Raw genomic sequence first — 14,666 nt, 5'->3', positions numbered from 1 at the left:
GGCGGGCCCGGGCGGGCCGGCCGGCTCGGTGCCGGGCTCGGTGCCGGGCTCCGCGAAGGAGCCTGCGGCGTCCGAGGGGTCGGCGAAGGGGTCGGCGTCGTCGCGCAGGAAGAACGGGACGGACTCCAGGGCGGCCGGCACGGTGACCCACGCTCCGCCGGGGTGGCGGACGCCGGTCGCGTGGTGGGTCCACTCCGCGCCGGCCGGCAGGTAGACCCGGCGGGAGCGCTCGCCGGGCCTCAGCACCGGCGCGACCAGCACGTCCCGCCCGCACAGGAACTGGTCGTCGACGTCCCAGCAGGTCGCGTCGCCGGGGAACTCCAGCAGCAGCGGCCGCATCAGCGGCAGCCCGCTCGCCCGGCCGTCCTCCAACTGCGCGTGCAGGTAGGGCCGTAGCCGCTCGCGCAGCCGCAGCCCCGCGGTCATCGCCGCCTCGGCCCGCTCGCCGTAGGACCAGATCTCGTTGGGACCGCCGCCGGTGCCGATCGGGCCGGAGAACTCGCGCGGCTCGCGGTGGCCGTGCAGCCGCAGCAGCGGGCAGAACACCGCGAACTGGAACCAGCGGACCATCAGTTCGCGGTAGTCCTCGTCGTCGGGGTGGCCGCCGTGGAAGCCGCCGATGTCGGTGGTCCACCACGGGATGCCGCTCATCGCGACGTTGAGCCCGGCCCGTACCGAGTCGGCGAGCGCCGCGAAGGTCGCGGGGATGTCGCCGGACCACAGCGCGGTGCCGTACCGCTGGGAGCCCGCCCACGCGGACCTGACCAGGGTCAGCACCTCCGTCTCGCCCTGCTCGGTGAGGTGTTCGTGGACCCCGCGGGCGTGCTCGCGCGGGTAGAGGTTGGCGACCTCCGAGCCGGCTCCCGCCGCGTAGGCGAGGTTGTGCGGGTGGCCGGGGCGCATCTCCGGCTCGCAGGCGTCCAGCCAGAACGCCCGGATGCCGAGCTTGTAGTAATGCTCCTGCAGCCGGCTCCACAGCACGGCGCGGGCGGCCGGGTCGGTCGCGTCGTAGAAGGCGACCCCGATGCCCTCGGGAGCGCCCTCCAGGTCGGGCCAGTCGCCGTGCACGTCGAAGCCGCTGTTGGTGGCCACCAGCATGCCGGCGTCCCGCAGTTCGGCGTACGTCGCGGACAGCGGGCTGACCGAGGGCCACACCGACACGGCCAACTCCACGCCTAGGCCGCGCAGTTCGTCGACCATGGCGCGCGGGTCCGGCCAGTCGCGGCGGTCGAAGTCCCAGTCGCCGAGGTTGCGCCAGTGCAGGTAGTCCACCACGATCACGCCGAGCGGCAGCCCGCGGCGGGCGTACTCCCTTGCCACGCCGAGGAGTTCGGCCTGGTCGCGGTAGCGCAGCTTGCTCTGCCACAGCCCCGAGGCCCAGCGCGGGAAGGCCGGCGCCCTGCCGGTCGCGTCGGCGTAGCGGGCGAGGATGTCGGCGGGGGTACGGCCCGCGGTGAGCCAGTAGTCGAGCTGGCGGGCCCGGTCGGCGACCCAGCGGGTGCCGTTGGCGGCGAACTCGACCCGCCCGACGGCCGGGTTGTTCCACAGGAAGCCGTACCCGCGGCTGGAGACCGCCAGCGGCACGGTCACCTCCCCGTTGCGCTGCTGGAGTTCGAGCACGGTGCCCTTGTTGTCGAACCGGCCGTGGCCGTGCTGGCCCAGGCCGTGCACCCGCTCCCCGTCGTAGGCGGCGAAGCGCTGCTCGATACGGTAGGTGCCCGCGCCGGCAGCCTCGAAGTGCCGGGCGCCGGGCCACCAGAAGTGCGGCGGCTGCTCGCGCAGCAGTTCCTCGCCGGTGTCGGTGCGGAGCGCGGTGACCAGGCCGTCGCCGGTGCTGACGACCACCGTGAGCAGGCCGTTGACGAGGGTCGCGTGGGTGGCGTGGATCGTGATCCGGCAGGGCGCGGGGGCGGGCGCGGGCTGCTCGTCGAGCGCGCCGGGCAGCCCGTCCACGACGCGGTGCATGCCCGCCCGGACGCGGACGCTGTCCTGGCCCCAGGGCTCGATCTCCAGCACGTGGTGGCCGTGTCGCCACTGGAGGCGGTGCGGGGTGCGGGTGAACGCGGGCGGCAAGGTGTTCTCCTCGGGGTGGCGCAGGTACGGGTCGGGCGGGGGCTCTGCGGGTCGTGACGTGCTCGGCGGGGAGGCGGGGAGGTACGGCGGCGGGGAGGTACGGCGGCGGGGAGGTGGGGCGGCGGCTCAGTCCTTGACGGCGCCGCTGGTCACGCCGGCCGCGACGTAGCGCTGGGCGACGACCAGCAGCACGGCGGCGGGCAGCGACGCGATGATCCCCGTGGCCATCACGCTGTTCCAGTCGCTCAGGTGCGCGCCGATGAAGCGGTAGATGCCGACGGTGACCGGCGCCCGGTCGTCCTGGGTGGTGAGGGTCACCGCGAACAGGAAGTCCGCCCAGGCGAAGAGGAACGAGAACAGGCTCGCGGTGACCACCGCGTTGCGGCTGACCGGCAGGACCACCGACAGCAGCGTCCTGATCCGGCCCGCGCCGTCCAGCACGGCGGCCTCGCTCAACTCGGCCGGCACCCCGCGCATCGCGGTCTGGAGGATCAGCGTCGCGAACGGCACGCACAGCGTGGAGTCGGCGAGCACCAGCGCCAGCGGCGAGTTGAGCAGCCGCAGGTGGTTGGCCGCGGTGTAGAAGGAGTTGGCCATCACCACGCCCGGGATCATCTGCGCGATCAGCAGGGCGAAGGTGAGCGGCCGCCCGCCGGGGGCGCGCAGCTTCGCCAGGCCGTAGGCCGCCGGCACCGCGATCAGCAGCACCAGCAGCACCGTGCCCGCGGACACCCCGAGGCTGACCAGCAGGTGGCCGCCCTGGCTGGACAGCGCCCGCCGGTAGCCCTGGAGGGTGCCGTGCACCGGCAGCCACGTCGGCGAGCTCTTCACCAGGTCGGTGGAGGGCAGCAGCGACGCGTTCAGCATCCAGTACAGCGGGAAGAGCATCACGCCCAGGATGACCACGGCGACCAGCGTGTTGACCGCCGCCGGCACCCGGCGGGCGCGCCCGACGCGGTGCGCGCGGGCGGCCCGGCGGCCCGTCACGGCGCTCACCGGCCGGCCCTGCGCTGCTCGCGGGTGGCCCGCAGATAGACCGCGGCGAAGACCACCGCGACCAGCACCAGCAGGTTCCCGACGGCCGCCCCGCGGCCGAACTCCAGTTGCTGGAACGACAGGTTGTACGCGAACGTGGTCAGGGTCTGCGAGGAACCCGCGGGCCCGCCCTGGGTGAGGATCATGATCACGTCGAAGACCTTGACGGTGTAGATCAGGCCGAGCGTGAGCACCACGGCGGTGACCGGGCGCAGCAGCGGCAGCGTGATGTGCCGGAACCTGCGCCACGCGTTCGCGCCGTCCAGCGCGGCCGCCTCGTACAACTCGCCCGGTATGGACTGCAGTCCGCCGTAGAGGATGACCATGTTGAACGGGATGCCCACCCAGATGTTGACCAGGGTGACCGCGATCAGCGAGTCATGGGTGCTGGCCAGCCAGGGCACCGGGTGGCCGATCAGGTGCGCGCCGAGCAGGGCGTGGTTGAGCACCCCGGAGTCGGTGTCGAGTATCCACCGCCACGCGGTGCCGGAGACCACCAGCGGCAGCAGCCACGGCACCAGCAGCAGCGAGCGCAGCGGCCCGCCGAGCGGGAACGCCCGGTTGAAGAACACCGCGAGCGCCAGCCCGACGCAGAACTGGAAGAGCAGCGAACCGGCGGTGAACAGCAGCGTGTTGGTCACGGTGCGGCCGAAGTGGCTGTCGTGCAGGACCGCGCGGTAGTTGGCCCAGCCGACGTAGGGCGCGACACCGGTGTAGAAGGAGGAGACGGTGTAGTTCTGGAAGCCCATCCGGACGCTGCCGGCCAGCGGGTAGAGATAGAACACGGCGACGTAGAGCCAGGCGGGCGCGGTGAAGGCGAGCGCGGCGAGCCGGGCCCTGGCCGGTCCCGCGGTGCGCTGCCGCGGCTTCCGCGGCCGGTCCGCGCCAGGACCGGCGGGGCGGGCCCCGGCGTGGTGGAGGGTGGTGGACATGGGTGCCGTCCTCAGTTCTGGGCGGTGCGCTGGGCCTGGGACAGGGCCGATGCGGGACTGGTGCCGCCGGCCAGCGCGGCCTGGATGGCGTCGGCGAGCGCCTGGCTCACCTTCGGGTAGCCGGTGCCGAGTTCGGTGGTACGCGCCTTCGCGGTGCCGATCTCCTGCACGAACGCCGCCATCTGCGGGTCGGATTGGGCGAGTTGGGCGGCGGCCTGCTGGTTGCTGGGTATGTAGCCGGCGTCCTTCGACCACTTGGCGCTCTCGTCGTGGCCGAGCAGGCACCTGACCACCTTCACGGCCTTCGCCTCGCGTGCGGCGTTGCTGTGGCCGACGGTCCAGGTCTCGCCGCCGAGCGGGGTGACCGGCTTCGCGGCGGCGTTCGGCACCGGGATGGGCACGATGCCGAAGTGCAGCTTCTTGTTCGCGTCGAGCGTGGGGAGTTGCCAGGGGCCGTTCACCATCATGGCCGCGTTGCCCGCGCCGAACTGGTCGTTGACGTCGGCCTGGGTCCAGGTGACCACGGACTTCGACGCCGACCCGGCCGAGACCAGCTTCTGCCACAGCGTCAGCGCCTGTTCGGCCTGCGGCGAGTCGAGCTTCTTCAGGTCGGCGCCCGCGGTCCAGAAGAACGGCTCGAACTGGAACGCGCCCTCCTCGGTGCCGACCGCGCTGAACGCCACTCCGTAGCGCGAGCCGTGCGTCAACTTCCTTGCGTCCGAGGTGAGTTCGTCCCACGTCTTGGGCGGGGTGAGCCCGGCCGCCTTGAACACGTCGGTGTTGTAGTACAGCGCGAGCCCGTTGACGCCCGGCGCGATGCCGTACGTCTGGCCCTGGTACTGGCCGGCCTGGACGATCGACGGGTACAGGCCGGCGGTGCTCAATCCGGCCTTCGACAGCGACACCAGGCCGCCGGTGGCCGCGAGTTGCTGGAGGTCGGGGTTGTCGACGAGGGCGAGGTCGGGCAGCGAGCGAGCCGACGCCTGCTGGAGCAGCCTGGGCAGGAACTGGGCGCGCGGCACCTGCTGGTGCTTGATGGTGACGCCGACCTGCTTGCCGCACTCGTCGAGGATCGCGGGGAGTTGGGTGTTCTGCGGGGCGGCGTCGTAGTAGTCGATCTCGGTGAGCGTGTCGGAGCCGCCGCCGGACCCGCCGGAGCCGGTGCCGGTGCCGCAGGCGGTGAGCACCAGGGCCGCGGCGGCGGTGAGCGCGGCCAGCGTGCCTGGTCCGGCCGACGCGCGGGAGGTACGGGGAAGGCGGACGGTGCGGCTCATGACGTGCCTTTCGACTGTTCGGCGGCTCGGCCGGCGGCTCTGTTGCGAGCCCGGGCGCGGCGCGAGGAGGACGCGGGAGGGTGACAGGTGTCGAATTGATTCGACAGTGGCGAAGGTGACGGACCGGCGGCTTCCGGTACGTCACCGGCAGGCGGTGAGGCGGAGGCGGTGGTGCGGTGACGCACGGACAGGTGACGCGATGACGGAGTGACGGAGTGACGCGATCGTGCGGAGGTGCGGTGGTCCCGGCGCCGCGGCCCCTGGGACCGCAGCGGGTCGGTGCGGTACGGGCGGCGCGCGGCCGGGAGGGGGCGGGGCGGGCGCTACCCCGCCGCGTCGTGCGGCGGTACGTGCGAGGAGGCGTCCGGCGGGAGACGCGACGCCGACGCGCGCGGCGACACGTCCGGCAGGACATCGGGCGCCGCGCCCCAGGGCCCCACGGCGCGGTCGCGCCGGGGCCCGGTACTCGCCCTGACCTTGAGCGCGGGTGCCAGCAGGGTCGCCCCCGGCAGTTCCTCGCCCTCGATCCGGCGGGCCAGCAGCCGGACCGCGGCCCGGGCCAGTTCCTCCGCGGGCAGCGACACCGAGGTCAGCGGCGGGCTGCACCGCTCGGCCTCGTCGTCGGTGCAGATCGCGATCACCGAGATGTCCGCCGGCACCCGGGCGCCCAGCCCGGCCAGCCGGTCCATCACCAGCGGCAGCACCCGCTCGTTGTAGACGATCAGCGCGGTCAGGTCGGGCTGCCGGGCGAGCAGGTCGTCCAGCGCCCGCACCACTCCCCCGGGCGCGGGCTCGCACGCCGCCCACACGCTGCGCTGCCCGCGCGAGTGCAGCGCGTGCGTGACGCTCTCCTGCGCGTGGATCGCGTACGCCACGTCCCGGCCGAACGCCTCCGGTGCCTGCCCGAGGTAACCGACCGAGGTGTGGCCGGCCTCCCGCAGGTGCTCCGCGCAGGCCCGTGCGGCCAGTGCGAAGTCGAAGTCGGCGCGCGGCAGTCCGTGCGGGTCGTCCGGGGTCCCGACCAGCACCGCCGGACACTTCAGCTCGTTCAGCAGCGGGACGCGCGGATCGCTGCGCTGCACCTCCATCAGCATCACCCCGTCGACGAGCGCGCCGGCGACGGTGTCGCGGATCGCCGCCTCACCGTCGTCGTCGGTGAGCATCAGCACCTTCAGCCCGCAGTCCTGGGCCGCGGTCAACGCGGCCCACACGTACGGCATCTGCACCTGGTTGTGCGGGCCGTACACCATCGGCAGCGCCATGGCGATCACGCCGGTGCGGCGGGTGCGGATCGAGCGGGCCCCGGCGTGCGGCCGGAACCCGAGCGCCTTGATGCTGCGCTCGACCCGCTTGGTGGTCTCCGCGGAGATGGTCCGGTTGCCGCTCAGCACGTACGAGACGGTGCTGCGGGACACGCCGGCGTGGCGTGCCACGTCCGCGATGGTGACCGTCATGGGCCGGCTCCTGGGTGCTGCTCGACGGGGTGAGGGCGAGTGAGGGCGTGTGAAAGCGGGTGGTGAACGGGGTCGTGCTCGACCGGTGGTGCTCGACCGATGATGCCCCGGCGGGTGGCGCCCGGCGGTACGGCGAACCGGGCGTCGAGTCGGATCGTCGAACTGATTCGACAACCTGCCGAGTATCGAACTGATTCGACGGGCTCGATTGGCCGTGAAATTAGCACGGGCCCACCGCGCCCACAAGGGACCGTGCACGAAGTTCCCGGTCGTCCCCGGTTCCGGCGCTCCCGTGTTGCGCTTGACCTGGAGTGTGCTCCAACTCCTAGGTTTCCGGTCATGAACCACGACAGCCGATCGAAGCCCGCGTCCCCGGCCACGAACCCGACCACGTCCCCGTCCCCGTCCCTGACCACGAACCCGCCGGCCGAAGCCCCGGCCGAGAGCCGCGAGGCGCGCTTCGAGCGCGGGATGGAGACGCTGTCGCGGATCGACGGCGAGGCCGGCCGCAAGGTGATCGACTCGCTCGGGGACATCTCCCCCGAACTCGGCCACCAGGTGGTCGCCTGGGGCTTCGGTGAGATCTACTGCCGTCCCCAACTGGCGCCCCGCGACCGGCAACTCGTCACGCTCGGCATGCTCACCGCGCTCGGCGGCTGCGAGCCACAGCTCGACGTGCACATCAACGCCGCGCTCAACGTCGGCCTCACCCCAGAGGAGATCGTCGAGGCACTGCTGCACTCCGCCGGGTACTGCGGCTTCCCGAAGGCGCTGAACGCCACGTTCGTGGCGAAGAAGGTGTTCGGCGAGCGGGGCCTGCTGCCGGTCGGGCAGGAGGCCCCGCAGGAGTAGCCGCGCAGGTGTGGCCGCGCGTCCGTACGGACCCGGCCGATCAGGTCAGGTCAGGCGGAATCGAGTCAGGCGGTCAGGTCGGACGGGGCCTCGGACGGAGCCGGGCCGGGTCAGGCCGCGCCGTGCGACGGCTTCGGCCCGGCGGTGGACGTCGGCGTGGCCGGGCCCGCGGAGGACAGCGGTGTGGCGATGTCCTCCAGGGACTTCTGCTCGGCGTTGACCGCGAAGACCGCCGCGACCAGGCCGCCCGCGCACATCAGGGCCGCGCCGATGCAGAACGCCAGCACCGTGTCGCCGACCTTCCCGGAGGAGGTGAGGTCGGAGAAGACCAGCGGGCCGGTGATGCCGCCGGCCGCCGTACCGATGGCGTAGAAGAAGGCGATCGCCATCGCCCGGGTCTCCATCGGGAAGATCTCCGACACCGTGAGGTACGCGCTGCTGGCGCCGGCCGAGGCGAAGAAGAGCACCACGCACCAGCACGCGGTGAGCGTGGTGGCGTCCAGCGAGCCGCGGTTGAAGAGCCACGCGGTACCGAAGAGCAGCAGGCCCGACAGCAGATACGTCCCGCTGATCATGATCCGCCGGCCGACGATGTCGAAGAGCGGGCTGAGCAGCACCGCGCCGAACAGGTTGCCGGCCGCGATCACCGCGAAGTAGTAGCCGGTGTGGCCGGAGTTGACACCGTAGAACTTGATCAGGATCGCGCCGAAGCCGAAGGTGATGGCGTTGTAGAGGAACGCCTGGCCGATGAAGAGGGACAGGCCGAGCGTCGCGCGCTTGGGGTACTTCAGGAACACGGTCCTGGCGATCAGGCCGAAGCCGATGCTCCTGCGCTGGTGGATGGTCATCTCGCGGTCGGCGGGCGGCAGTCGGGTGCCCTTCTCCGCCTCGACCCGCTTCTCGACCTGGCCGACGAGCTCGTTCGCCTCGTCGCCGTAGCCGTGGATGAACTGCCAGCGCGGGCTCTCCGGCACGTGCCGGCGCACCAGCAGGATGACCAGGCCGAGCACCACGCCCAGCGCGAAGGTGACGCGCCAGCCGATGTCCTTGGGGAAGATGCTCGTGTTCAACGCGACGATGGACAGCAGCGAGCCGCCGATCGCGCCGAACCAGTAACTGCCGTTGATGGTCAGGTCCACCCGGCCGCGGTACTTCGACGGGATCAGCTCGTCGATCGCCGAGTTGATCGCCGCGTACTCGCCGCCGATGCCGAAGCCGGTCAGGAAGCGGAAGGTGAAGAACCACCACGGCGCGAAGGACAGCGCGGTCATCGCGGTGGCGCCCAGGTACACCGCGAGGGTGACCATGAAGAGCTTCCTGCGGCCGAACCGGTCCGTGAGCCAGCCGAAGAAGAGCGCGCCGACGCACGCGCCGGTCACGTACAGGGCGGCGGCGAGTCCGGTGATCTCCGACGAGGTGACGGACAGACCGGAGCCCGGTTCCGACAGGCGGCCGGCGATGTTGCCGACGATCGTGACTTCCAGCCCGTCGAGAATCCACACGGTGCCGAGGCCGATCACGATCATCCAGTGCCAGCGCGACCACGGCAGCCGGTCGAGTCTCGCCGGCACGTCGGTGGTGATGGTGGGGCCGTCGGTCGGGGACGGGTCCGGGGCGGACGTCGCCATGGAAGATCACCTCCTTGCCGGTCAGTTTCACATCGGCGACCACAACACGCGCGCTCGCCACTTCCGGCGGGTCGAGGCGGCCACCATGCTGGGGATCGCCATCGCCCGCGTGATCCGTCTGTCCCGGCGGGCGCCGGGTACGCCTCCCGGGAGGATTCACGCCGTGCACACCACGCTCCGTCAGATCCGTGCGATCGTCGCGCCGCCACGCACCGGTCCGCACGGACCGCTGCCGCCGCTGCTGCTCGTACTGACCCTGGTGACCGGCCTGGTGGACGCGTTCAGCTATCTCGCGCTGGGCCGGGTCTTCGTGGCCAACATGACCGGAAACGTGGTGTTCCTGGCCTTCTCGCTGGCCGGTGCCAAGGGCTTCTCGATCCTCGCGTCGGTGCTGGCGCTGGTCGCGTTCGTGGCGGGCGCGGTGATCGGCGGGCGGCTGTACGGGCTGGTCTCCGAGCACCGGGCGCGGCTGCTGCTGGTCGCCACGGTGGCCCAGCTGGTGCTGGTGCTGGTCTCGCTGGCGCTGGCCGAGGTCTTCGACCTGCCCGCGACCGGCGGGCAGCGGGCGGTGCTGGTGGTGCTGCTCGGGCTCGCGATGGGTTCGCAGAACGCGGTGGTACGCCGTCTGGCGGTACCCGATCTGACCACCACGGTCCTGACCATGACGCTCACCGGGATCGCGGCAGACTCGCGGCTCGCCGGAGGTGTCGACAGCAAGGCGGGGCGGCGGCTGCTTTCCGCGCTGACCATGTTCCTGGGGGCGCTGGCGGGCGCGGCGCTGATCGTGCACGGGCATCCGACGGTGCCGCTGCCGATCGTGGCGGCCCTGCTGGTCGTGGTGGCCGTCGGCCTCCTCCCGCACCGGCACTCGACCCTGCCGTGGGCGGCGCCGAAGACCACGTGAGGCACCGCGCGGGACGCGGACGTGGAAGCGGACGTGGAAGCGGACGTGGACGCGGACGTGGACGCGGACGTGGACGCGGTCACGCGCACGCGACACCGCTCGTCACGCGATACTCGACACGAATGTCGCGGCGGATGTCGATACGGGCCGCCGCCGTTCGTCGTGTGGGTGACCGGGCGGAACCCCGCCCGCGCGACACGGCCGCCGGGCCCCGCGCCCGCGCCACGAAGGAGATGTGCCATGAAGTACCTGCTGCTGATCTGCCACGACGGCAACGGATACGACGCGACGCCCGAGCAGATGGACGCCACCCCGTGGGTGGAGGAGATGGACCGCCGCGGTATCCGCCTGATGGGCAACCGGACCCGCGAGTCGTCCGACGCCACGACCGTCCGCGTCCGCGACGACGGCCTGCTGCTCACCGACGGCCCGTACGCCGAGACGAAGGAGCAGATGGCGGGCTTCGACGTGATCGAGTGCGCCGACCTGGACGAGGCGGTCGAGGTCGCCTCGAAACACCCGGTGGCCCGGTACGGGATGATCGAGGTGCGGCCGTTCTGGACGGAGTGACCGGCCGGACCGACGAGGCTGGCGGGGCTGACGGGGCCGACCGGTCCCGCGCGGCCCGCGCGGCGGTGGCGGCGGCCTGGCCCGAGGAGTGGGGCCGGGTCGTCGCGGCCGTGATCGGGCAGACCGGTGACTGGGACCTGGCGGAGGAGTGCGCGCAGGACGCCTTCGAACGGGCCCTCGAACGCTGGCCGCGCGACGGCGTGCCCGACCGCCCGGGCGCCTGGCTGACCACCACGGCCCGGCACCGGGCGCTGGACGTGCTGCGCCGCCGCTCCAACGAGGCGCGCAAGCTGCGCGAGGCGGCCCGGCTGGAACCGGACGCGCGGCACGTCGCGGAGCCGGCCGAGGAGGTGGTGGCCGGCCAGGCCGCGGCGGCGGACGCGGACGCGGTCCCGGACGACCGGCTGCGGCTGATCTTCACCTGCTGCCACCCCGCGCTGCCGCGGGCCGCGCAGGTCGCGTTGACGCTGCGCTCGCTGACCGGGCTGACCACGGCGGAGATCGCCCGGGCCTTCCTGGTGCCGGAGTCGACGATGGCGCAGCGGCTGACCCGGGCGAAGGGCAAGATCCGGCACGCGGGCATTCCGTTCCGGGTGCCGCCGCGCGAGGTGCTTGCGGAGCGGACCGGCGCCGTACTGGCGGTGCTGTACCTGCTGTTCAACGCCGGGTACGCGGGCGGCGCGGACGGGCTGGACCAGCGCCGGGTCACCGCGGAGGCGATCCGGCTGGCACGGCTGCTGGCGGGGCTGCTGCCGGACGACCCGGAGCCGGCCGGGCTGCTGGCGCTGATGCTGCTGCACGACGCGCGGGCCGCCGCCCGTACCGACGCGCGCGGCGACCTGGTGCCGCTGGAGGAGCAGGACCGTGGCCGCTGGGACCGGCGGCGGATCGACGAGGGCCTGACGACTCTCGACGCCGCGCTCGCGGTACGCCGCCCCGGGCCGTACCAGGTGCAGGCCGCGATCGCCGCGTGCCACGCGTCGGCGGCCCGCCCCGACGATACGGACTGGCCGCAGATCGCCTTGCTCTACGGGGAGTTGGCCCGGTTCGCGCCCGGGCCCGTGGTCGAGCTCAACCGGGCGGTGGCCGTGGCGATGGCGGACGGGCCCGCGGCGGGCCTGCCCCTGGTCGAGGCGCTGGCGGAGGTGCCCGCGCTGCGGGGCTACCACCTGTTGCCCGCCACCCGGGCGGATCTGCTGCGCAGGCTCGGCCGCCATCGTGAGGCCGCCGCCGCCTACCGCGAGGCCCTCCGGCTCGCCCCGACAGCGGCGGAGCGCCGCTTCCTGGAGAACCGGGCACTCCGCTCCGAACGGATGCCGGGTGCCCCTACCTCCCCGCCGGCCCCGTAAGACCGCCCCGGACCACCCGCCGGTGGCGGGTTGCTCGCGCCGTTCCCCCGCCCCTGGGCAAGTGCCGCACCTCCCCCGCGAGCCACCGCCCCGCGGCCCTCAAAGCCTGCGGCGGCTGTCCGTTTTCACTCGCGTGGCCCTCGTCAGGGGAACCGCCGGGAGACAACTGGCGTCACTGGGGGAACATGGGTGGGGATCGCTTGTTCCGTCGACCGGCCCCATGAGGTGAGGTTCCGCAGTGCGCAAGCACCAGCAGCATTCCCCCGCCGAGAGAGCGTCGTACGCCGCACGTGTCCGCCAGGGGGCGCTCGCGGCGGGCCTGCTGGTGGCCGTGGCCGCCTGCGGGAACGGCCACAACTCGTCGGGGACGACACCGTCCGGCACGACGTCCGCGTCCGCGTCCGAGTCGAGCAGTGCGCCGACGACGTCGAGCAGCACCTCGGCGAGCGCGTCGCACAGCGCCACCGTGGTGCCGCCGGCGTCGACGACCTCGAAGGCGACCACGGCCGCGCCCGCGAGCTGCGTGGACCGGGCGTACAACGCGATGACGAACGCCCAGCGGGTCGGCCAGCTCTTCATGACGTCGGTCACCAGCACCGGGCTGACCACCAGCGAGTCGCAGGCGATCACGACCGGCAAGACCGGCTCGGTCTTCCTCCAGGGCCACACCACGGAGGGCGCCACCGCCGTGAAGGCGGTCACCGCGAAGGTCCGCACCCTCGCCTCGCCGGTGCGGGGCGTGTCGCTGGGGATGTTCGTCTCCACCGACCAGGAGGGCGGCCAGGTCCAGGTGCTCAACGGGCCGGGCTTCAGCACGATCCCGAGCGCGGTGACCCAGGGCACGTGGTCCACGTCGACGCTACAGAGCAACGCGGCCACGTGGGGGCGCCAACTGGCCGCCGCCGGGGTCGACATGAACCTCGCGCCGGTCGCGGACACCGTCCCGCCGAACCAGGTGACGGTGAACGCGCCGATCGGCAAGCTGGACCGGGAGTACGGCACGAACCCGTCGACCGTCGCCTCGCACAGCACCGCGTTCCTGCGCGGCATGCTGCAGGCCAAGGTCGTGCCGACCATCAAGCACTTCCCGGGTCTTGGCCGGGCCAGCGGCAACACCGACTTCACCGCGGGCGTCACCGACTCCGTCACCACGACGACCGACCCGTACCTTCAGCCTTTCCGGGCCGGCATCCAGGCGGGCACACCGTTCGTGATGGTCTCCTCGGCGATCTACACCCGGATCGACCCGCACAACCAGGCCGCCTTCTCCCCCGCCGTGATCCGCACGCTGCTGCGCGGCAAGCTCGGCTTCAAGGGCGCGGTCATCTCCGACGACCTCGGCAACGCCGTCGCGGTCGCCGACCGCACCCCCGGCCAGCGCGCGGTGGACTTCGTCGCGGCCGGCGGCGACGTGGTCCTCACCGTGAAGCCCAGCGACATCTCCCCGATGACGTCGGCGGTGCTCAGCCGGATGACGGCCAGCTCCTCGTTCCGCGCCGACGTGGCCGACAGCGTCCACCGGGTACTGACCGCCAAGCACAACGCGGGCGTGCTGACCTGTAGTTAGCCGAGGGCGAGGGCGCCGGGCGAGGTGTGCCGGGCGGCGCCCCAGGACGCGGGGGCCATAACGACCCAGGCCCCCGCACGTGACGCCACGCGACCCCGTCGCCACCCAACCGGGGGATGCATAACACTCCATCCGGGTGGACAAGCCGTTTCCCTGGGCCGGTTCGGCGGCACGGCATGCCATGAAGGAGGTGCACGAGGGAGAGCAGTACCTTTCAGAAAGAAGGCAGCAATGTACTCAGCGCATGCCAAGCACCGTGTCACGGCCGGTATCGCCGGTCTGCTGATCGCGGGCTCGGGCCTGCTCGCCGCGACGTCCGCGTACGCGGCGGACCCCAAGCCCGGCACGGGTACGGACACCGGCACGGCCGCCGCCCCGGCCGCGCCCGCGCAGGACGCACAGGACGCACAGGGCGCACAGGGCGCGCAGGGTTCGACGCCCGCCGCCGGCACCAGCGCCGCCGCTCCGACGTCCGACGGCCAGCAGGCGCAGGCCGCCGCCGAGCCGCAGGGCAAGGTCATCTCGCGTCTCCCGCTGACCATCCGCGAGATGGCCACGTCCAACTCGCGTTCCCTGGGCTCGTTCCAGCCCGGCACCGTGATCTGGCTGCACTGCAAGGTCGTCGGCCAGAACGTCGAGGGCAACAAGCTCTGGTACAAGCTGGGCAACGGCCGCGCCGGCTACGTCTCCGCGCGCTACGTGCAGAACCTGGCGGTCGTGCCGTACTGCAAGTGACGTCACCCGGGCCCGCGCCGAGCCGCGAAGGTCGGTAAGGGCACCCTTACGGTGACGCGCGGGTGAACTGCGGGGGAATTGTGGGCTCCCGGCCTTTGTGCAGGTGGGTGGGCGTGCCACCGCGTGCTTAGCATGTCGGCGTCACGTACCGCTGCACCGATTCCCGGAGGTCCGGTGTGCCCGCCGAACCCGCACCCGAGCCCGCACCTGCGGCCGGCTCCGACGCCGACCGCGCGTCCGCACCCGAGGGCGGTGCGGCAGCCGACGACACCGCGGCCGGACCGCCCGGCGGC

At 72.7% G+C, this 14,666-nt stretch carries 12 protein-coding genes; 6 read left to right on the top strand and 6 right to left on the bottom strand.

Features of this window, described 5'->3' with window-relative positions; genetic code table 11:
• From AB0399_RS38290 to AB0399_RS38270, 5 genes are all read right to left on the bottom strand, one after another.
• On the bottom strand, positions 1 to 2,073 hold a 2,073-nt coding region (locus AB0399_RS38290; protein WP_366414422.1), incomplete at its 3' end, for a TIM-barrel domain-containing protein.
• 126 nt (positions 2,074 to 2,199) lie between these two features.
• Positions 2,200 to 2,961 carry a carbohydrate ABC transporter permease gene (locus tag AB0399_RS38285; RefSeq protein ID WP_329374477.1) on the bottom strand — a complete coding sequence of 254 codons (762 nt, stop codon included), beginning with the start codon at positions 2,959 to 2,961 and terminating at the stop codon, positions 2,200 to 2,202.
• A 104-nt stretch (positions 2,962 to 3,065) separates the two neighbouring features.
• Positions 3,066 to 4,040 carry a sugar ABC transporter permease gene (locus tag AB0399_RS38280; protein WP_366414421.1) on the bottom strand — a complete coding sequence of 325 codons (975 nt, stop codon included), beginning with the start codon at positions 4,038 to 4,040 and terminating at the stop codon, positions 3,066 to 3,068.
• 11 nt (positions 4,041 to 4,051) lie between these two features.
• Positions 4,052 to 5,314 (bottom strand): extracellular solute-binding protein, encoded by a 1,263-nt coding sequence (locus tag AB0399_RS38275; RefSeq protein WP_329371890.1) that lies wholly within the window; start codon positions 5,312 to 5,314, stop codon positions 4,052 to 4,054.
• A gap of 323 nt (positions 5,315 to 5,637) precedes the next feature.
• Positions 5,638 to 6,768 (bottom strand): LacI family DNA-binding transcriptional regulator, encoded by a 1,131-nt coding sequence (locus AB0399_RS38270; RefSeq protein WP_366414420.1) that lies wholly within the window; start codon positions 6,766 to 6,768, stop codon positions 5,638 to 5,640.
• Between the two features lie 471 nt (positions 6,769 to 7,239).
• Between AB0399_RS38270 and AB0399_RS38265 the strand changes: the two genes are divergently transcribed.
• A complete protein-coding gene (locus tag AB0399_RS38265; protein ID WP_366414424.1) occupies positions 7,240 to 7,620 on the top strand; it encodes a carboxymuconolactone decarboxylase family protein in 381 nt (126 codons plus the stop codon).
• 110 nt (positions 7,621 to 7,730) lie between these two features.
• Here the strand turns inward: AB0399_RS38265 and AB0399_RS38260 are convergent, their stop codons facing one another.
• Entirely contained in the window at positions 7,731 to 9,248 is a 1,518-nt protein-coding gene (locus tag AB0399_RS38260; RefSeq protein WP_329371888.1) for an MFS transporter, read from the bottom strand.
• 163 nt (positions 9,249 to 9,411) lie between these two features.
• On the opposite strand from AB0399_RS38260, the gene AB0399_RS38255 reads away from it, so the two are divergent.
• From AB0399_RS38255 to AB0399_RS38235, 5 genes are all read left to right on the top strand, one after another.
• Positions 9,412 to 10,152, top strand: coding sequence for a YoaK family protein (locus AB0399_RS38255; protein WP_329371886.1), 741 nt, complete (start codon positions 9,412 to 9,414; stop codon positions 10,150 to 10,152).
• A 240-nt stretch (positions 10,153 to 10,392) separates the two neighbouring features.
• Positions 10,393 to 10,722, top strand: coding sequence for a YciI family protein (locus AB0399_RS38250; RefSeq protein ID WP_329371884.1), 330 nt, complete (start codon positions 10,393 to 10,395; stop codon positions 10,720 to 10,722).
• Positions 10,723 to 10,787: 65 nt separating this feature from the next.
• Positions 10,788 to 12,071 (top strand): sigma-70 family RNA polymerase sigma factor, encoded by a 1,284-nt coding sequence (locus tag AB0399_RS38245; protein WP_366414423.1) that lies wholly within the window; start codon positions 10,788 to 10,790, stop codon positions 12,069 to 12,071.
• Between the two features lie 238 nt (positions 12,072 to 12,309).
• A complete protein-coding gene (locus AB0399_RS38240) occupies positions 12,310 to 13,638 on the top strand; it encodes a glycoside hydrolase family 3 N-terminal domain-containing protein (RefSeq protein ID WP_366414419.1) in 1,329 nt (442 codons plus the stop codon).
• 231 nt (positions 13,639 to 13,869) lie between these two features.
• On the top strand, positions 13,870 to 14,373 hold the full coding sequence (locus AB0399_RS38235) for an SH3 domain-containing protein (RefSeq protein WP_366414418.1): 504 nt from the start codon (positions 13,870 to 13,872) through the stop codon (positions 14,371 to 14,373).
• Positions 14,374 to 14,666: the final 293 nt, after the last annotated feature.

Source organism: Streptomyces sp. NPDC088194, assembly GCF_040702025.1.
GTDB lineage: Bacteria > Actinomycetota > Actinomycetes > Streptomycetales > Streptomycetaceae > Actinacidiphila.
Note: the sequence above shows the minus strand (reverse complement) of the source record. Positions and strands in the feature narration are given on the sequence as shown.